At 75.6% G+C, this 17432-nt stretch carries 19 protein-coding genes; 13 read left to right on the forward strand and 6 right to left on the reverse strand.

All coding sequences use genetic code 11. From position 1 onward, the window contains the following. Positions 1–440 precede the first annotated feature (440 nt). From F593_RS22350 to F593_RS22360, 6 genes are all read left to right on the forward strand, one after another. Positions 441–1391 carry a carbon-nitrogen hydrolase family protein gene (locus F593_RS22350; RefSeq protein ID WP_022927514.1) on the forward strand — a complete coding sequence of 317 codons (951 nt, stop codon included), beginning with the start codon at positions 441–443 and terminating at the stop codon, positions 1389–1391. Then, positions 1391–2002: a TetR/AcrR family transcriptional regulator gene (locus tag F593_RS0104230; protein ID WP_022927515.1), complete on the forward strand. Its 612-nt coding sequence runs from the start codon at positions 1391–1393 to the stop codon at positions 2000–2002. Before F593_RS22350 ends, F593_RS0104230 begins: the two co-directional genes overlap by 1 nt. 74 nt (positions 2003–2076) lie before the next feature. Next, positions 2077–2211: a hypothetical protein gene (locus F593_RS30760; RefSeq protein WP_022927516.1), complete on the forward strand. Its 135-nt coding sequence runs from the start codon at positions 2077–2079 to the stop codon at positions 2209–2211. After that, positions 2208–2627: a hypothetical protein gene (locus F593_RS29715; RefSeq protein ID WP_022927517.1), complete on the forward strand. Its 420-nt coding sequence runs from the start codon at positions 2208–2210 to the stop codon at positions 2625–2627. Before F593_RS30760 ends, F593_RS29715 begins: the two co-directional genes overlap by 4 nt. Next, a complete protein-coding gene (locus F593_RS27755) occupies positions 2614–3114 on the forward strand; it encodes a phage holin family protein (RefSeq protein ID WP_022927518.1) in 501 nt (166 codons plus the stop codon). The genes F593_RS29715 and F593_RS27755 overlap by 14 nt, the downstream gene beginning before the upstream one ends. Further along, positions 3111–3335, forward strand: coding sequence for a hypothetical protein (locus tag F593_RS22360; protein WP_022927519.1), 225 nt, complete (start codon positions 3111–3113; stop codon positions 3333–3335). The genes F593_RS27755 and F593_RS22360 overlap by 4 nt, the downstream gene beginning before the upstream one ends. A 154-nt stretch (positions 3336–3489) precedes the next feature. On the opposite strand, the gene F593_RS0104255 is transcribed toward F593_RS22360, so the two are convergent. The 4 genes from F593_RS0104255 to F593_RS0104270 are packed head-to-tail and all read right to left on the reverse strand — an operon-like array spanning position 3490 to position 7504. Further along, positions 3490–4398 carry a DegV family protein gene (locus tag F593_RS0104255; RefSeq protein WP_022927520.1) on the reverse strand — a complete coding sequence of 303 codons (909 nt, stop codon included), beginning with the start codon at positions 4396–4398 and terminating at the stop codon, positions 3490–3492. Positions 4399–4429: 31 nt separating this feature from the next. After that, positions 4430–6844, reverse strand: coding sequence for a M14 family zinc carboxypeptidase (locus tag F593_RS0104260; RefSeq protein ID WP_022927521.1), 2415 nt, complete (start codon positions 6842–6844; stop codon positions 4430–4432). A gap of 28 nt (positions 6845–6872) precedes the next feature. Next, the gene (grxD, locus tag F593_RS0104265) at positions 6873–7268 is read right to left on the reverse strand and encodes a Grx4 family monothiol glutaredoxin (protein WP_022927522.1); all 396 of its coding nucleotides are present in this window, start codon (positions 7266–7268) and stop codon (positions 6873–6875) included. Between the two features lie 11 nt (positions 7269–7279). Beyond that, on the reverse strand, positions 7280–7504 hold the full coding sequence (locus F593_RS0104270; RefSeq protein ID WP_028721424.1) for a BolA/IbaG family iron-sulfur metabolism protein: 225 nt from the start codon (positions 7502–7504) through the stop codon (positions 7280–7282). Positions 7505–7619: 115 nt separating this feature from the next. Here F593_RS0104270 and F593_RS0104275 point away from each other — a divergent pair, with 115 nt between their 5' ends. From F593_RS0104275 to F593_RS22370, 4 genes are all read left to right on the forward strand, one after another. Beyond that, positions 7620–7970: a HesB/IscA family protein gene (locus F593_RS0104275; RefSeq protein ID WP_022927524.1), complete on the forward strand. Its 351-nt coding sequence runs from the start codon at positions 7620–7622 to the stop codon at positions 7968–7970. A 176-nt stretch (positions 7971–8146) separates the two neighbouring features. Next, complete coding sequence (locus tag F593_RS0104280) at positions 8147–9532, forward strand: hypothetical protein (RefSeq protein WP_022927525.1); 1386 nt, start codon at positions 8147–8149, stop codon at positions 9530–9532. A 120-nt stretch (positions 9533–9652) separates the two neighbouring features. After that, a complete protein-coding gene (locus tag F593_RS22365; RefSeq protein ID WP_022927526.1) occupies positions 9653–12010 on the forward strand; it encodes a lysylphosphatidylglycerol synthase domain-containing protein in 2358 nt (785 codons plus the stop codon). A 253-nt stretch (positions 12011–12263) separates the two neighbouring features. Then, on the forward strand, positions 12264–13103 hold the full coding sequence (locus tag F593_RS22370) for an alpha/beta fold hydrolase (RefSeq protein ID WP_022927527.1): 840 nt from the start codon (positions 12264–12266) through the stop codon (positions 13101–13103). A 97-nt stretch (positions 13104–13200) separates the two neighbouring features. Here F593_RS22370 and F593_RS0104295 read toward each other — a convergent pair whose 3' ends face one another. Both F593_RS0104295 and F593_RS0104300 read right to left on the reverse strand, forming a co-directional pair. Then, positions 13201–13482: a hypothetical protein gene (locus F593_RS0104295; RefSeq protein WP_157251567.1), complete on the reverse strand. Its 282-nt coding sequence runs from the start codon at positions 13480–13482 to the stop codon at positions 13201–13203. A gap of 315 nt (positions 13483–13797) precedes the next feature. Further along, on the reverse strand, positions 13798–14616 hold the full coding sequence (locus F593_RS0104300) for a shikimate 5-dehydrogenase (RefSeq protein ID WP_022927529.1): 819 nt from the start codon (positions 14614–14616) through the stop codon (positions 13798–13800). Between the two features lie 119 nt (positions 14617–14735). Here F593_RS0104300 and F593_RS0104305 point away from each other — a divergent pair, with 119 nt between their 5' ends. The 3 genes from F593_RS0104305 (at position 14736) to F593_RS22375 (ending at position 17354) form a co-directional block, all read left to right on the forward strand. Further along, on the forward strand, positions 14736–15527 hold the full coding sequence (locus tag F593_RS0104305; protein WP_022927530.1) for an SDR family NAD(P)-dependent oxidoreductase: 792 nt from the start codon (positions 14736–14738) through the stop codon (positions 15525–15527). A 75-nt stretch (positions 15528–15602) separates the two neighbouring features. Next, positions 15603–16166 carry an MOSC domain-containing protein gene (locus F593_RS0104310; protein WP_022927531.1) on the forward strand — a complete coding sequence of 188 codons (564 nt, stop codon included), beginning with the start codon at positions 15603–15605 and terminating at the stop codon, positions 16164–16166. 228 nt (positions 16167–16394) lie between these two features. Further along, complete coding sequence (locus F593_RS22375; RefSeq protein WP_051160429.1) at positions 16395–17354, forward strand: TerC/Alx family metal homeostasis membrane protein; 960 nt, start codon at positions 16395–16397, stop codon at positions 17352–17354. Positions 17355–17432 lie beyond the last annotated feature (78 nt).

Consider the following 17432-nt stretch of genomic DNA (forward strand, 5'->3'; position numbering starts at 1 on the left):
ATGCTCTCCGCCACGGACCCGCTGCGCGAGCTCGTCGGCGCGGTCCACGGACACGTCCTGCGCCGCGAGCTCGAGCGGGAGCGCGCCCGCCGCCCGGCCGCGTAGCCCCGGGCGCTCCGGCCCGCGACGCTCGGGACGGGGCCCGGCGTGGTTCCCGGGTGGCCCGAGCCGCGCCGGCGTCGTGCGCGCTCCGGCCCGCGAAGCTCGGGACGGGGCCCGGCGTGGTTCCCGGGTGGCCCGAGCCGCGCCAGCGTCGTGCGCGCTCCGGCCCGCGAAGCTCGGGACGGGGCCCGGCGTGGTTCGCGGGTGGCCCGAGCCGCGCCGGCGTCGTGCGCGCTCCGGCCCGCGAAGCTCGGGACGGGGCCCGGCGTGGTTTACCGTCCCGTAGGAGGACGGGGGTATAGTCACTGACTGACCAGTCAGTCAACACCCGGAGCACCGTGCGCGCCGCCGTCGTCCAACTCCTCGCCACCCCTGACGTCGCCGCCGCCCAGGCGGCGGCCGACCGCCTGGTCCGCGAGGCCGCTGCCGCCGGGGCCCGGCTCGTCCTCCTGCCGGAGAAGTGGTCCGTGCTGGGGCGCGACGACGACGTCGCGGCCGGCGCCCAGCCCGCGGACGGGACGGCGGTGACCTGGGCCCGCGAGACCGCCGTCGAGCTCGGGATCGACCTCTTCGCCGGTTCGGTCGCGCTGCGCCGCGAGGACGGCCGCCAGCAGAACACCGCGCTGCACGTCTCCCCGGACGGCCGGCTGACGGCCTACGGCAAGCTGCACCTCTTCGACGCCGACGTGGCCGGGACGCGGTACCGCGAGTCCGACCGCGAGGTGGCGGGCGACGGCCTCGTGACCACGACGCTGGCCGACGACGCACGCACGAGCGTCGGCATGACCGTCTGCTACGACCTGCGCTTCCCCGAGCTGCACCGCGCGCTCGCCGTGCGCGGCGCGCGGATCATCACCGTCCCGGCGGCGTTCACGGAGCGCACGACCCAGGCGCACTGGGAGATCCTCCTGCGCGCCCGGGCGATCGAGAACGGCGTCTTCGTGCTCGCCGCCAACCAGCACGGCGAGCATGCGCCCGGGGTCCGCTCGGGCGGCCGGTCGATGATCGTCGACCCGTGGGGGACCGTCCTGGCCGAGGCGCCCGACCAGGACGAGGCCGTCGTCCTCGCCGACCTCGACCTGGACCGGGTCGACGCGGTGCGCGAGGGGCTGCCCGTGCTGCGCCAGCGCCGCGCCGACGTGGCGGCCGCGCTCGCCGGCCTGCCCGCGGGCGAGCTCGCTGCCGCGTGGGACACGGCGGCGCCCGAGGCGTCGACCGCCGGCGGAGGGACCGCTCCGGGCGTGACCGGCGACGCGTCCGCCGCGGCCGGCCCGGGGGAGCGCGCCTGATGGCCGCCCGCACCACCGCGGCCAGCGCCGAGAAGCGCCGGGCGATCCTCGACGCCGCCGTCCGCGTCTTCGCCGAGCGAGGGTTCAACCACTGCCGCGTGTCGGACATCGCGGACGAGGCGGGCGTGGCCTACGGGCTCGTCTACCACTACTTCAAGAGCAAGGACGGCATCCTCGACGAGGTCTTCCTCGAGCGCTGGGGCCTCATGCTCGACGTCATCCGCCAGGCCGCGGAGGACGAGTCGCTGAGCGCCCGGGACAAGCTCGCGAAGGTCGCCACGTTCATCGTCGAGAGCTACGGGCGCCACCCCGACGTCATGCAGGTCGTGATCGTCGAGGTCACCCGGCAGGCGAACACCTTCGGCCGCAAGCACTGGGCGACGATCCAGGACGGCCACGCGGGGCTCGCGCGGATCGTGGAGGAGGCGCAGGCGCGCGGGGAGCTGCGGCCCGACATCCCGCCGGCGTTCGCCAGCATCGTGTTCTACGGCGGGATCGAGCAGATCCTCACGTCGTGGATCTTCGACACGATGCCGTCGGAGCCCGAGGACCGCCGCGCCGCGGTCAAGACGCTCGTCGAGACGATCTGCGGTGGCCTCGACGCCCGCTGACCGGCCCGGCCGGTCCGGCGGCACGGGTGGTGCGACCGCATGCCCCGCCGTGGGCGTGGGTAGGATCGCTACCTATGGACAACGAGCTCGTCAAACGACTGGCCTGGTCCGGCCTGATCGCCGGCCTCGGCGTCGCCAGCAGCATGCTCGCGCAACGCGCGGCCGCGATGATCTGGCGCCGGGTCTTCAACGAGGAGCCGCCCGAGTGAGCGACCAGACCCCATCCACCGGCGGCGACCGCCCGTGGGTCCCGACCGCGGAGCAGCCCGTGCCCCCCACGACCGAGTTCACGGCCGTGACGCCGGAGGGCACCGCGCCCGCCGGCGCGCCGACCGCCAGCCCCACGAGCGTGACGCCCCTGGCGTCCGGCGCCGCCGGTGACCGTGGCGGCGCCACGGCCGCCTCCGGCTCCGACGCGCCCCCGGCCTGGAAGACGCCCCCGGCGTCCGACCTGCCGCCGGCGTGGGGCGACCCGGACGCGGAGCAGGACGCTCCGCAGTCCACCAACCAGGCCAAGAACCTCTGGGGCCTCGTCCCCGAGGACCGTCCCGAGGTCCTCCTCGGCGTCGCCCTCGCGGGCGGCGTGCTGGCCGCGATCCTCCTCCGGTCCCTTGCCAAGCGTTGATCCCGGGCGCCGCGAGGCGTCGCTCAAGTCCGTCGTCGAGAACCTCGCCACCGTCACGGAGCGGACGCAGCACATCGTCCGCGACGAGATCGAGCTCGCGAAGGCGGAGGTCGCCGAGAAGGCGGCCGCGCTCGGCCGCGGGGCCGCCGTCGGCATCGCCGCCGGCGTGTTCGTCGCCGTGGGCGCGCTGTTCTTCCTGCACTTCCTCGCCTTCTTCCTGGGCCAGGTCGTCTTCAGCGACAACATCTTCTGGGGCTACCTCGTGGTGGCCGTGCTGCTGTTCGTGCTCGCGGCCGTCGCCGGGCTCCTCGCCCGCAAGTTCGTCAAGAAGGGCGCCCCGCCCGTCCCGACGATGGCGATCGACGAGGCCAAGCTGATCCGCGAGAGCGTGCAGAACACGGGCAAGGGGTCGTCGAACGCCCTGGAGTCCGCCCCCCACGGTCCCTCGCGGACGCTGGGCGCCACCGAGATGAAGGAGCGTCGATGAGTCCCGCCCGCACCCCGGAGCAGATCCGGGCGTCCCTCGAGGACCACCGGCGCGAGCTGACCTCGTCGATCGAGCTGCTGCGCGACGACGTCGCCGAGCTGTCGGACTGGCGCGCCCAGATCCGCAAGCACGAGAAGCCCGCCGTCATCGCGGTGGCCGTTGCCGGCTTCGTGCTGGCCGGCGGCATCGGCGGCCTCACCGGCCTCCTGCGCCGCGGCTGAGCGGTCCTCGGGCCGGGCGCGCTCCCCGGCCAATCGGCCCCTCGTAGGGACCGGCACGACGAAGGGCCCGCCGATCGGCGGGCCCTTTCTCGTCCCGCAGGTCTACACGGCGGGGCCCGCACCCTTTGCGGGTGCGCCGAGCCGCGTCGACGTCCTACGCGGCCGGGCCCGCGACGCTCGGGGCGGGCCCCGCACCCCTCTCCAGCAGGGTGGTCGGGATCCCGCCCACGCCGAGCAGGCCGGGGCCGACGTGGGCGCCGATGACCGGGCCGATCTCGCTGACGAAGAGCGGGGGCGTGCCGATGATCTCCTGGGCCGCGTCCGCGAGCCGCTGGGCCTCGCCGTGCGCCTGGATGTGCTGGACGCACCAACCGTCCGAGCCGTCCTGCTTCAGCGCCTCGGCGACGGCGACCATGCGGTCGAACGCGCGGCGCGAGGTCCGGACCTTCTCGATCGGGGTGATCTCGCCGTTGAGCGTGAGGATCGGCTTGATCTTCAGCGCGCCGCCGATCCACGCCTGGGCGCTGCCGACGCGGCCGCCGCGCCGCAGGTACTCCAGCGTGTCCACGGCGAAGATGAACTTGTCGAGCATCGTGTCGATCGTCTGTCGCGCCCGGGCCGCGACGGCGTCGACGTCTTGGCCGCCCGCCGCCGCGGCCGACGCGGCGAGCACGGGCAGCCCGAGCGCGCCGCACGCGAGCCGCGAGTCGATGACCTCGATGCGGCCGCCCCCGGCGTTCTCCACCGCGATCTCGGCGGCCTGGCGCGCGGCCTCGACGGTGCCCGAGATCCCGCCCGCGAGGTGGACCGAGACGATCCCGTGGCCCGCGGCCAGCAGCGGCTCGTAGACCGCGAGGAAGTCGCCGGGGGACGGCTGCGACGTCGAGGGCAGGTCGCGCTCCTCGCGCAGCCCCGCGTAGAACGCGTCGAGGTCGGTGATGTCGAGCTCGCGCTGCGCGTCGTCGCCGCGGGTCACGTAGAGGCTGACCTCGTGGATCCCGTGCTCCGTCACCAGCTCGCGGGGGAGGTAGTGCGTGGAATCGGTGACGACCGCGACGGACATGCCGGCCAGCCTAGCGACCGATCCGTCGGCGTCAGCGCGGGGCGAGCAGGAGCCCGAGCAGGACCCGCTCGCCGCCGTCGCTCTGCCGGCGGAAGGCGGGGGAGAAGCCGAGCGTGAGGACGTGGCCCGCGCCGAACGCCTCGTCGACCACCAGGGGGCGTCCCGCCAGGCCGTCGGCGGCGCCGACCGCCCCCGACGGCGCGAGCGCCGCGCCTCGAGCCGCCCGCAGCGGGACCGCCGCGCCGGGCGGGGCGTGCAGGCGCGGCTGGCCGGCGACGACCACGGTGGCGTCGGGACCGAGGGTCCGGCCGACGGCATCCGTCCCCGGGACGGCGGACACGGAGACCGCGGCGCGGCCTGCCGCCGGTGCGGCGACGACCCGCGTGAGCCCGAGGCCCCACGCGGCCTCGACGCCCGCCGCGTCGACTACGAGCGCCGTGCCGCCGGCGCGCACCCAGGCCACGACGGCGTCGCGCGCCGCGGGCCGCAGGGCGGCGGCGATCCCCGGGCCGAGCACGAGGTGGGTGACGCCGGCGGGGACGCCGGCGCTCAGCGCGTCCGGCAGGACGGTCTGCGGGGCGGCGCCGGCCGCGCGGAGCGCGTCGCGCAGCCAGCCGGCGGGGCGGTCGCGCACCGGCAGCAGCGCGGGAGGGCCCTGCATGAGCGGCGTCAGGTCCGGCAGCACGGCCACGCGGGGCGCGCGCAGGGCGACGGCGCCGGCGTCGGTGTCGGGGGCGCCCGTGGCGGCCCGCACCGCGACGCCGGTGCGCGCGGCCGCCCTCGCCCACCCCTCCGGGGCGACGGTGCGGAACCGGCCGTCCGGGGTGCGCGCGACCGGCCGACCGGCGCCCAGCGCCGCGACCGCCAGGCGCGCGGCCGCGGCGGAGTCGGCGGCGAAGCTCACCGTGGCGCCGTCGGCGACCCGCGGCGCCCGCGGGCCCGCGAACGGCACCGAGGCGGAGGCCGGGAGGGGCGCGCGCAGCGCGGCCGCGGCCACCCCCGCCAGGCGGGGCGCGGACCAGGTGTCCGAGCCGCCCGAGGCCCGGCCGGCCTCGTCGGCGTCGCGGCCCAGGAGGACGTCGGCCCAGCGGCCGAGCGGCTGCGCGGCGGGCACCACCAGGGTCCCCGCGGGCAGGAGCGCGCGGCGCGCGCGTGGCGGGCCGAGCGGGTCGATCCGCAGCCGCGTCGCGCGGCGGAGGGCACGCACGCGGACGCCCGTGGCGCGCAGCCGGGTGGCGAGGGCGGTCGCGTCGGCGGCGTGGGCGTCCGTGCGCAACACCCACCCGTAGGTGCGGTCGCCCGTCGTGCCGCGGCCCGCGCGCCCGTTCCGCACGGCCGCGGCGAACCCGCTCGCCCAGGCGCGGACGGCGGCGACGCGGCGGCGCGCGACGGCCCCCAGCGCGGCGTGCAGCGCCGTCTCGTGCCGCACCGTCTTGGCCTGGAGCGACGGATCGGACCCCTGCTCGAAGGTCATCCCGCCGGCGCCGTAGAGCAGGCTCGTGGCGGAGTCCGCGTAGCCCGGATAGAGCAGGTCGTAGCCGCCGTGCTCCGCGGCCGGGCCGCCGCGGCGCAGCGCCGCGTCCACCGCCGCGGAGACGGGGCCGTCGGCGAAGCGCCGGATTGCCCGCGGCAGCCCGGCGACGACGGGCGAGGCGTAGGGCGGTGCGAAGTACGCGCCACCCGTCTGCTCGTGCGCGTCGATCGCCAGCACCGGCGGGAACCGCTCCAACGTCCGCAGACGTGCGCGGGTCTCGGGCTGCGACGCGGCGAACCAGTCGCGGTTGAGGTCGATGTCCGCGGCGTTCGTCCGCGTGCCGAGCACGCGGCCGTCCGGGTTCTGGTCCGGCACGACGACGGCCAGCGTCCCGCGCAGGGTGCGCCGGTCGGCACAGGCGTTCGACGCGGCCATCCGCGCGAGCAGGGCGAGCGCCGCCGTGGTCCCCGACGGCTCGTTCGCGTGGACGCCGGCGCCGATCCAGACGACCGCGGGCCGGCGGGCGGCGCGGGAGACGGCGGCGCGGCCGGTGCGTCCCGCCCGCACGGCGCGGACGGCCGCCGACGTCGCCGCGAGCGCGGCGGGACGCAGCGCGTCGGGGTCGCCGAGCAGCGCGTAGCGCAGGGGGCGGCCCTCCGGCGTGCGGCCGGCGAGCACCGTCGTGATCCGCGGTGACGCGGCGTCGAGGGCGAGGAGGTAGGCGTCGACCTCGCCCGGCGTGGGGGCGGAGGCCGTGAGGCGGTGGCCCAGTACCTGGCGGGCCGCGGGGACGGCGCGCGCGCCGGCGACGACGGGGCAGGCGCGACTCGTCGCCGCCGCAGCGGCGGGCGCGGCGACGACGGCCGGCGCGGCGAGCGCCACGACGGCGAGGCCCGCGGCGGCGAGCCCGAGGGCCGCCGCCGGCGGGAGGTGGCGTCCCCCGCGGGGAGCGCCGGTGCGGGCGGGCGTCACCGCACGCTCACGACGCCGCCCGGAGGCCTCAGCCGAGGCGGTTCTCGGGCTGCAGCAGGCCGGAGTCGGCGACGGGCGGCTCGCCCGCCGGGGCGGCGTCCGCGTCCTTGTCGCCGCCGACGAGCTGCGCGAGCTCGCCGCTCTCGTACATCTCCATCACGATGTCGCAGCCGCCGACGAGCTCGCCCTCGACGAAGAGCTGCGGGATGGTCGGCCACTGGGACAGCGCGGAGAGCTCCTGGCGGATCCGCGGGTCGGGCAGGATGTCGACGCTGGCGAAGGAGACGTCGAGCGCCTGCATCACGCCGACCGTCCGGGCCGAGAAGCCGCAGGCCGGCTGCTCCGGCGTGCCCTTCATGAAGAGGATGATCTCGTTCTCCTTGATCGCCTCGGCGATCGCGTCACGGAGCTGGTTGTCGCTCATGCTGGTGTCCTTCAAGACGGGGTCTTGGTGGTCAGGGCCATCGCGTGGATCGAGCCGCCGAGCTCGCCCGCGAACACGTCCATCACCATGCGGTGCTGGGCGACGCGGGTCTTGCCGGCGAACGCGGGGGACGTGACGACGGCCTGGAAGTGCACGCCGTCGGCGCCGTCGACCTGCGCGGAGGCCTCTGGGATCGTGCTCTCGATGCGCTGCTTGATCTCGTCGGCGGTGGGCATTCGTCCAAGAGTAGAGGGTCCGCAGCTGGGCCTTCCAGGCCGGGCTTCGAGGTCGCTACACTTCCTGAAGTACTGGACCTGTGGGGAACCTCCCCACGCTTCGGAGGACGGCACGATGATCACGATCACGGACAAGGGCGCGGAGAAGGTCCGCGAGTTCCTCGACAGCAACCCGCAGGAGGGCGAGGCCGGCCTGCGCGTCGGCGTGCGCGGCGGCGGCTGTTCGGGGTTCCAGTACGTCCTCGCGTTCGACGAGAAGCGCGACGGCGACATGAGCTTCAACACGCACGGGATCACCGTCCTGTGCGACCGCCAGTCGTTCCCCTACGTCACGGGCTCGACGATCGACTACCTCGACGCCATGACGGGCGCCGGCTTCAAGGTCGAGAACCCCAACGTCACGGCCGCCTGCGGCTGCGGCTCCTCGTTCCGCGTGCCGGACGAGGAAGAGGTCTCGGCGGTCTGACCGCCCCGGGCGGCCCTCGCGGCCGCCCACCTCGCGCGGCGACCCCACGGGCGGCGATCCGCCAGGCGCGGTCGCCCGACGGGTCCGTCCGGTCACCGGCGCCGCGCGACCGACTGGTCGGTCCGGCTGTCCGGCCACCGACCCGCGCGTCGCCGCCCGCCGGTAGCGTCCCGGCGGTGCCTCCCGTCCGCTCCCGGACCCTGCGCCTGGTCCTGCTCGGCGCCCTCGTCGTCGTCCTCCTGGGTGCCGGCGTACTGCTCGGCCGCTCGACGGCCGTCTCGCCGCGCGAGGCCGCCACGCCGCCCGCCCCGACGGGCCCCGACCGCCGAGCGGAACGACCGCCGCTGCGGGAGCCGACCCTGGCGGTCGGCCTCGTCACCACGGACGCGGGCGCGCTCACGCCGCCCGGCCAGCCCGTCGCCGGCTTCTCCGCCGCGCAGGCGGTCACGGACGCCATCGCCCCGCGGTTCGTGCGGGTCGACGTGCGCTGGGACCTGCTGCAGCCGGACCAGGGCGCCCCGTTCGACGCGGCGCGCCCCGTCGGCGACGGCTGCGGCCGCGAGGGGGCGAAGCCGTGCTCCGGGACGGCGTCCCTGCTGCGGACCCTGCAGACCCTGAAGGCCGCGCAGGACGCGCACCCCGGCCGCTACCGCCCGCTCATCACCTTCTGGGGCATGCCGGCGTGGGCGGGCGCGCCCGGCGAGGGCTGCCGCGCGGCCGAGGCTCGCGAGGGCGCCCGCCCCCTGGCCCCCGGTGCCGAGCCGGCCTACCGGGCCGCCGTCGCGGCGGTCTGGGGAGCCGTCCGCACCGCGGGCCTGCCGGGCGCGGATTGGACGCCCTGGAACGAGCCGAACGCCCCTTACTTCCTCGACCCCCAGCGGGCGACCTGCGACGCGGACGCGAAGCCGGCGTCGCCCGCGCAGTTCGGCCGCCTCGCGGTCGCGATGGACGAGGAGCTCGACCGCCTGCGGGCGGCGGCCCCGGCCGACTCGCCCGCCCGGGAGGACCGCCTGGTCCTGGGCGAGCTGGCGGCGTGGGCCGCCCCCTCGGAGCGGGCCGTGCCTGCGGACGAGTTCCTGCGCGCGCTCCCCGACGACGTGCTGTGTCGCGCCGACGTGCTGTCCCTCCACGGGTACCTCGAGGCGCGGCCTCGCAGCGGCCGCGGCGAGCCCGTCGCCGCCGGGCTACGCGAGTTCGACCGCCGACCGTGCCTCGACGGCCGCCCCGCGTGGATCACGGAGACCGCGGTCGGTGCACCCCGCGCGGGCGGCAAGCGCGACGAGCGCTCCTCGACCCTCCGCGCGGAGTGCCGGCTCATGAACCGCCAGCTCGACCGCTGGTACCACGACCCCCGGGTCACGGCCGCGTTCCAGTACGCGGTGCGCGAGGACCCGGCGTTCCCCACGGGGCTCACGAACGAGGCCGTCGACCGCACGTACCCCGTGGCTGGCGTCTGGGCGGCCTGGGGCGGAGACCGCGAACCGGACGCCGCGCCGCCGGCCCCGCCCGCCGACTGCGCGGACGACGCCTCCGGGGCCGCGGACACCGCGCCCCCGGGCTGAGCCCCGCCTGCGCGCTCACGGGCGAGCGCCCATCCTCCGGGGAGTGCGCACACCCGTCGCGGGATCGGTGTGCGGGACGGCGCTGTTCCCTTTTCCGGGTTCGCGTGTACTGTCCTTTCGATGCGCGTTGCGCTGGTATCGCCGTACTCGTGGACGTATCCCGGAGGCGTCGCCCGGCACATCGAGTCGCTCGCGCGGGAACTGCAGGAGCAGGGGCACGACGCCCAGGTGCTCGCGCCGTTCGATCCGCCCGATCGCCTCGCTGCCCGGATGCACCGAGGTGCGCCACCCCAGGATCGGACTCCACCGGAGTGGCTCGTGCCGCTCGGTCGCACCGTGGGCATCCCCGCCAACGGTGGCGTCTCCAACCTCGCGATCAGCCCCGGCGCGATCCGTCGGCTCCGCCAGGCCCTCGACACCGGCGGCTACGACGTCATCCACCTGCACGAGCCGCACGCGCCGCTGCTGGGCTGGGACACGCTGCTCTCCTGCGAGGCCGCGCCGCTCGTCGGCACGTTCCACTGCTACTCGGCCAACAACCTCACGAACGGCATCGGCGTCGCCGCCGGCGCCCGGCTGCGGCTGAACCGGCTCGTCGAGCGCATCGCCGTCTCCGACGCGGCGGCCTGGACCGGTCAGCGCTACTACGGCGGCCGCTACCGGGTGATCCCCAACGGCGTCGACCTCGGCGACCCGGAGGCCGTCTCCCAGGCGCGCGAGGACCGTCCCGCCGGCACGATGCGGATCGGCTTCGTCGGCCAGGCCGTCGAGCGCAAGGGCCTGCCGATCCTGCTGCGGGCCTTCGACGCGCTGCGCGAGCAGCTGCCCGTCGAGCTCGTCGTGATCGGCCCGGAGGAGGAGGAGGTCCGGCGCGTGGCGCTCGACGACCGCCTCCGCGGCGTCCGCGTGCTCGGCCGTGTCGACGACGAGACGAAGCACCGCGAGCTCGCGGCCTGCGACGTCCTCTGCGCGCCCTCGCTCGGTGGCGAGAGCTTCGGCATGGTGCTGACGGAGGCGTTCGCCCAGGGCGTGCCGGTCGTCGCCTCCGACATCGTCGGCTACCGCGACGTCGTCACGGCCGGCCGCGACGGCGTGCTCGTGCCGCCCGGCGACGCGCTCGCCCTGGCCCACGCCCTGCGCGACCTCGCGCTGCGGCCCGCCCGCCGGCGCACGATGAGCGAGGCCGCGGCCCGCTCCGCCCACAAGTACGCCTGGCCGCGCATCGCCCAGCGGGTCACCGCCGTCTACGAGGACGCCCTGACGGCGCCGGAGCCCGCGACCCGGATGGCGCGCTTCGCCGTCCGCCGCGGCCTGCTCCCCGCCGACGGCCGCCCGGCCGTCCCCGCCCGCCGGCTGCCGCGCCCCGACGCGCCGACGGAGCCGCCGACCCGCGACGAGCGCTCACGCTCCCGCCGGCGGCTGGCCCGCCGCGGCCTCGTCGCGGCCGGCGCGGTCGCCACCGTCGGTGCCGGCGCGCTCGCCCTGCAGCGGATCGGCCTGGAGTCCATCGGCCGCAGCCTCGTCCAGTCCTCCCCCCTGTGGGTGCTGCTCGCGCTCGCGGTGATGAGCCTGTCCATGGCCTTCCGGGCGATCTCGTGGCACGCCATCCTGCGCGCCGCGATCCCCGAGGCGACGATGACGCGCCTCGACACCTTCCGCGCGACCGCCATCGGCGTGATGATGTCCGCCACCCTGCCGGCCCGCCTCGGAGAGCCGTCGCGTGCGCTGATCATGGCCCGGCGGATCGGCCGGCCCCGCGAGCGGCTGCCCGTGGTGCTCGGCACCCTCGTCTCCCAGACGCTCATCAACGTGCTGGCGCTGATCATCCTCGGCACGGTGATGATCAGCTCGATCCGGCTCTTCCAGGGCCATGACGGCGCGCTCGTCACGCTCGCGATCGCCCCGGCGGCGCTCCTGCTCGTCCTGCTCTTCGGCCCCGTCCTGCTGCGCGTGCGGTGGGGCAAGGGCGAGCGCTCCGGCCGGCTGCACCGGTTCCAGGCCAAGCTGCGTGGCTGGGCGCACGCGCTGCGCCACGGCCTGCGCGTGTTCCGCAGCCCCCGCCTCGGCAGCGTCGCCGTCAGCTCCCAGCTGATGGCGTGGGCGCTGCAGTGGATCTCGTGCTTCCTGCTCCTGCGGGCCTTCGGCATCGACGAGGGGCTTGGCGCCGCCGCCGCCGTCCTCTTCGCCGTCAACGTCACCGCGGTCCTGCCCCTCACGCCGTCGAACCTCGGCGTCTTCCAGGCGGCGTGCGTCACGGTGCTCGGCGCCGGATACGGCGTCGGGTACGCCGACGCCCTGGGCTACGGCATCGTGCTCCAGGTCGTCGAGGTCGGCACGGCGCTGATCCTCGGCGTCCCGGCGATGCTCGGCGAGGGCGTGACGTGGCGCGACGTGAAGGCCCGCGCGCTGCACGCCACACCCGTCGAGCTGCCGCCGCTCCCGCGCGGCGCCGCGGTCGGCGTCGAAGCCGAGTCCTAGGGCGGGTCGACGCCGCACGTCGCAGCGCTCCCGACGGGGCGGCGCGTGCCGGGCTCGCCGGGGTACGTCGCCGCGCCGCCCGGACCACGCGCTGCGTGCCGCCGTACGCGGGACGCGGCGTCTGCGGTGCGTCCCAGGACGCACCCCCTGACCGGGCGGAACCGCCCCCCTGACCGGGCGAGAGACTGCGCGCACACGGCGTTCAGGCGCGGTGGCCGGGCTACTCTGGGATTGGATGAACGACGGTGCACCGGTGACCGAGACCCCCTACGAGGCCCGGCCGCTCGAGCTGGCCGACGGCACGGTCCGCACGGTCATGGAACGCGGCGACGGCCGCCCGCTGCTGCTCGTGCAGGGCATGAGCGGCACCCACCTGCACTGGGGTCGCGCCCTGATCGACGGCCTCGTCGAGGCGGGTCGGCACGTCATCTCGATCAACCACGTCGGGGTCGCCGGCTCCACCCGCTCCGGCGGTCGCGAGTACACCATCTGCGACCTTGCCAAGGCACAGGAGCTCGCCCTGGACGCCCTCGGCGTGGACGAGCCCATCGACGTCTTCGGCATCTCCATGGGCGGCATGACCGCGCAGGAGCTCGCGCTGCAGCACCCCGAGCGGATCCGCAGCCTCGTCCTCGGCTGCACCACCCCGGGCGGCCCCGGCGCCCATTGGACGGACCCGCAGGACATGGAGGGCCTCGTCCGCGCGCTGCAGAGCCGCGACGCCGAGCGCGCCCTCCGCGCGGCGTGGGAGATCAACGTCTCGCCGGCGTTCGCGGCGCAGGACTCGCACGCCTACGCCGAGTTCGGCGAGGTCTCGGCCCAGAGCCGCGTCTCGCTCCGCGTGCTCTCGGAGCAGATGCACGCCCTCGCCCGCCACGACGCCCGCGACCGCCTCGGCGAGATCCGGGTGCCGACCACCGTCGCCCACGGCACGCTGGACCGCATGCTGCCCTACCCCAACGGCCTCGTCCTGGCCGAGCGGATCCCCGGCGCGGTTCTCGAGACGTTCGAGGGCGCCGGACACCTGTTCTTCTGGGAGGACCCGGAGCGGGCCGTTCGGATCGCGCTCGAGGCGGCGGCGCGGGCGGACTGACCGTCTACGACCTGCGCGCGCACCTGCGCCTCCGGCGTGCCGTCGCCTCGTCCTGATCCACGCTACCGGCCGCCCCGCCCGGCGCCAGAGCGCTCCGTCAGCGCGCGATGAGCTGGACGGCCTCGCCGTCCTTGCTCACGATGGCTTCGTAGATGGAGCCCTCCGAGCCGTCTGCGCCCTCGGTGACCTCGCAGCGGTAGTGGCGCTCAGCCGGCAGCTCCACGCAGCTCACGGACTTGACCGGCTGCTCCGGGCTCTTGGCCGCCACGAGCTGCTCGACGTTGCGGCGGGCATCCCTGTCGCGGCTCTCTTCCGATTCCGAGCAGCCCGTGCTCATCAGCACGGTGCTGCACAGGGCGGCTGTCCACACGAAACGCATCTGCACGCGAGCGTACCCGGCGAGGACATCATCGACGAGTTCTTCGCGGCGATCCGAGAGGCGCACGCGGCCAACCCGTCGATGCGGCGCAGGATCCATACGGCACTGTCGGCCGCGTTCACCGGTGCGGTGAAGCGGCGGAGGATGGAAGTCAGCCCGTGCCGTGACGCGCAGCTCCTGCGTCCCCCAGGGAACGTCCGACCGGCCGTTCGGGCGAGGGCGCGGACGGCCGACGTCCGCGCGTGAACCCCTGTACGCGGTGCGGTACGCGGTGCGGCCCCGCAAGCCGCCGCCGCCGTCGCCGGCACGTGGGGCTCAGCCGTTCGCGTGCTCCGCGGCCGCGGCGACCTGCTCGTCCGTCGGCCGCTGCCCGGTGTAGAGCACGAACTGCTCCACGGCCTGCAGCGCTACCACCTCTGCGCCCGTGATGACGTGGATTCCTCGCTCGCGGGCACGGCGGATCATCGGCGTCTCGGGCGGGAGGGCGACGACGTCGAAGACGTAGGACGCGGCGTCGACCGTCTCGGCGGCGAAGGGCAGGTCGTCGGCCTCGGGGCCGCCGGCCATGCCGACGGGCGTGGCGTTGATCAGGACGTCGGCCCGGGCGTCGCCCAGGTCGGCGGCCCAGGCGAAGCCCGCGCCGTCGGCCAGCGCGCGGCCCGTCTCCTCGTTGCGGGCCACGACGGTGCCGGAGCGGTATCCGCCCTCGCGCAGCGCGAACGCCACGGCCTTGGCCATCCCGCCGCTGCCGCGGAGCGCGACGGTGGCGCCCGTGGGCACCTCGTGCTGCTCGAGCAGCTTCGCCACGGCGATGAAGTCCGTGTTGTAGGCCGAGAGCCGGCCGTCGTCGTTGACGATCGTGTTGACCGACTCGATCACCGCGGCGGACGGGTCCATCTCGTCCATCATCGGGATCACGTCCTCCTTGAACGGCATGGAGACCGCGCAGCCGCGGATCCCCAGCGCGCGCACGCCGCCGATGGCGGCCTGCAGGTCGGTCGTGGTGAAGGCCTTGTAGAGGTAGTCCAGCCCGAGCGCGTCGTACAGGTGGTTGTGGAAGCGGGTCCCGAAGTTGCCGGGTCGCCCCGACAGCGACATGCAGAGCTGGGTGTCCTTGGAGATCGGCGGGCGCACGCCGCGAAGCCTCGCACGGCGGGACCTCCGAAGGCCCTCCGACGCGGGCTTCTCCGCCGTATTCCGTACGGTCGGGGGACCGGAAGCGACGGCGCCCGCGGGCGCCACCCAGGAGCCCCATGACCGAGACCACCCAGCGCACCGTCCTCGTCACCGGATCGACGTCCGGCATCGGCGAGGCGATCGCCCTCGCCTTCGCCCGTGACGGCCACCGCGTGATCGTCAACGGCCGCGACGAGGAGCGCACGGCCGCCGCAGCCGACGAGATCCGCACGGCGACGGGCAGCACCGCCGTCGAGCCCGTGGCCGCCGACCTGGCGACGGACGAGGGTGCGCAGGCGATGCTGGCCGCCGTCCCGCACGTCGACGTCCTCGTGAACAACCTCGGCATCTTCGGCGCCCAGCCCGTGTTCGAGATCCCCGACGAGGAGTGGCGCCGGTTCTTCGAGGTCAACGTGCTCAGCGGCGTGCGCCTGACGCGCCTCTACGCCCCGGCCATGGCCGAGCGCGGGTGGGGCCGGGTCATCTTCATCGCCAGCGAATCCGCCGTGATGACCCCGACCGAGATGGTCCACTACGGCATGACGAAGACGGCGCAGATCGCGGTCTCCCGCGGGTTCGCCCAGGAGCTGAAGGGCACGGGCGTCACCGTCAACACCGTCCTGCCCGGCTCCACCCTGACCCCGGGCGTGGAGGAGTTCCTCCGCGACCGCGTGGGTCCCGACGTGCCCCTCGACGAGGCCGAACGCCGGTTCATGGCCGAGGAGCGCCCGACCTCGCTGCTGGGGCGCCTGATCCGCCCGGAGGAGGTCGCGAGCATGGTCCGCTACGTCGGCTCGGACGAGGCCTCGGCCACCACGGGGGCCGCGCTGCGCGTGGACGGCGGGCTGATCCCGGCGATCGTGCCGTAGGGGGCGCGAGCGCCGGGGGACCAGGCCGGGTCCCGGGAGGGCCGGGGCGGCCGACCGCCGTGGCATGCTCAGAGCATGGTGCCGGAGGATCCGCCCGCGCCGGCCGCTCGCGTGGAGGCCGTTGCCCGCAAGGCCGAGCACGGCCCCGACAAGCCGCTGGTCGAGGTCATCGAGCTGGTGGAGGAGCGGGGCGTGGTCGGCGACGCCCACTTCGGGGCGACGGTCCAGCATCGTTCCCGGGCGCGGACGCACCCGACGATCCGCAACCTCCGCCAGGTCCACCTGCTGCAGGGCGAGCTGTTGGACGAGCTGACCGCGCGGGGGTTCGACGTGGCGCCGGGGACGCTCGGCGAGAACGTCACCACGCGGGGCGTGGACCTGCTGGCGCTGCCGCGCGGGACCGTCCTCAGGCTCGGCGGGGCCGTCCTCGAGGTCACGGGCCTGCGCAATCCGTGCCGGCAGCTGAACGCCCTGCGGTCGGGGCTCATGCAGGCGGTCCTGGACCGCGATGTCGACGGCGGCCTGGTGCGCCGCTCCGGCGTCATGGCCGTCGTGCTGGGCGGTGGGACGGTGCGCCCCGGCGACGCCATCGCGGTCGAGCGGCCGTCTGGCCCGTTCGAGGCGCTCGAGCCGGTCTGACGGCCGCCCCGTCCGGGGACGGCCCCGCGGCACGACCGGCCCCTGTCAGGAGATCGGGAGCCACCCTTGAGGGCCGCTTGAGCACGCGTCCGTAACGTCCGTCCGGTCGAAGGGGAGTACCCCTCGGCGGGCGCCGTCAATACGGGGATCCCCCGGTGCCCGCACCCCCGGTGAGCCCGGGGGCGGGGAGACCTTCGCGAGCCGTATCCACGACCCGCGAAAGGCCCCATGCTCGTCCTCTCCTCCGTCCTCGGCGGTGCCGGCCCCTGGCTGGCGCTCATCGGCGCGCTCGCCGTCCTCCTCGTGATCGACTTGGCCCTCGTGCGCGGCCGGGGCGGCGAGATGGGCGTCCGCACCGCCGCGATCGCCAGCGCCGCCTGGGTCGGGGTCGCGCTCGCCTTCTTCGGCGTCCTGCTCCTGACGAGCGGCGGCGAGCAGGCCAACGCGTTCCTCGCCGGCTATCTCGTCGAGAAGTCGCTGTCGCTCGACAACGTCTTCGTGTTCCTGCTCGTCTTCTCGGCGTTCGCGCTGCCCGTGGCCGAGCGCCACCGGCTGCTCACCTACGGCGTGGTGCTGGCGCTCGTCCTGCGCGGCATCTTCATCGTCGCCGGCGCCGCGCTGCTGGACACCTTCGGCTGGGTGAGCTTCGTCTTCGCCGCGTTCTTGATCTGGACGGGCTGGCGCATGTTCCGCCACCGCGACGACCACGAGGGCGAGCAGCGGATGGTCGACGGCCTGCGCGCCCGCCTGCCGCTGAGCGAGAAGCCCGCAGGGCGCAAGCTCGTCGTCCGCGAGGACGGCCGGCGGCTCCTGACGACCGCCGGCGCCGCCCTCGTCGCCATCGCGCTGGTCGACATCGTCTTCGCCGTCGACTCCGTGCCCGCCATCCTGGCCATCACGGACGACACGTTCATCGTCTTCGCCGCCAACGCGTTCGCGTTGCTCGGCCTGCGCCCGCTGTTCTTCCTCGTCGCCGACCTCGTCGAGCGCCTGCGCTACCTCAAGACGGCCCTGGCGGCGCTGTTGATCTTCATCGGCCTGAAGATGTTCGCCGGCGAGCTGTTCGGCAAGATCGGGCCGGAGTACAGCCTGCCCGCCATCGCGCTCATCCTCGGCGCGGGCGTCGTGGCCTCGCTGGTCGCCGACCGCCGTGACCGGCGCCGCGGGGTGGCCCCCGACGCCGTCTGACCCCGGAGAACGACCGAGGCCGGCGCTCGCGCGCCGGCCTCGGGTCCTGCGGGGGTGCCCCGGGCGGGGGCGCCGCGG

Origin of the sequence: Patulibacter americanus DSM 16676 (assembly GCF_000420025.1) — a bacterium.
Taxonomy (GTDB): domain Bacteria; phylum Actinomycetota; class Thermoleophilia; order Solirubrobacterales; family Solirubrobacteraceae; genus Patulibacter; species Patulibacter americanus.

What these genes read in the sequence shown, in the direction of transcription:
- F593_RS0104230 (WP_022927515.1), top strand. Translation starts at nt 1,391, where the DNA reads ATGGCCGCCCGCACCACCGCGGCCAGCGCCGAGAAGCGCCGGGCGATC.
- F593_RS30760 (WP_022927516.1), top strand. Translation starts at nt 2,077, where the DNA reads ATGGACAACGAGCTCGTCAAACGACTGGCCTGGTCCGGCCTGATCGCC.
- F593_RS22360 (WP_022927519.1), top strand. Translation starts at nt 3,111, where the DNA reads ATGAGTCCCGCCCGCACCCCGGAGCAGATCCGGGCGTCCCTCGAGGAC.
- F593_RS0104255 (WP_022927520.1), bottom strand. Translation starts at nt 4,398, where the DNA reads ATGTCCGTCGCGGTCGTCACCGATTCCACGCACTACCTCCCCCGCGAG.
- grxD (WP_022927522.1), bottom strand. Translation starts at nt 7,268, where the DNA reads ATGAGCGACAACCAGCTCCGTGACGCGATCGCCGAGGCGATCAAGGAG.
- F593_RS0104270 (WP_028721424.1), bottom strand. Translation starts at nt 7,504, where the DNA reads ATGCCCACCGCCGACGAGATCAAGCAGCGCATCGAGAGCACGATCCCA.
- F593_RS0104275 (WP_022927524.1), top strand. Translation starts at nt 7,620, where the DNA reads ATGATCACGATCACGGACAAGGGCGCGGAGAAGGTCCGCGAGTTCCTC.
- F593_RS22365 (WP_022927526.1), top strand. Translation starts at nt 9,653, where the DNA reads ATGCGCGTTGCGCTGGTATCGCCGTACTCGTGGACGTATCCCGGAGGC.
- F593_RS0104295 (WP_157251567.1), bottom strand. Translation starts at nt 13,482, where the DNA reads ATGCGTTTCGTGTGGACAGCCGCCCTGTGCAGCACCGTGCTGATGAGC.
- F593_RS0104305 (WP_022927530.1), top strand. Translation starts at nt 14,736, where the DNA reads ATGACCGAGACCACCCAGCGCACCGTCCTCGTCACCGGATCGACGTCC.
- F593_RS0104310 (WP_022927531.1), top strand. Translation starts at nt 15,603, where the DNA reads ATGGTGCCGGAGGATCCGCCCGCGCCGGCCGCTCGCGTGGAGGCCGTT.
- F593_RS22375 (WP_051160429.1), top strand. Translation starts at nt 16,395, where the DNA reads ATGCTCGTCCTCTCCTCCGTCCTCGGCGGTGCCGGCCCCTGGCTGGCG.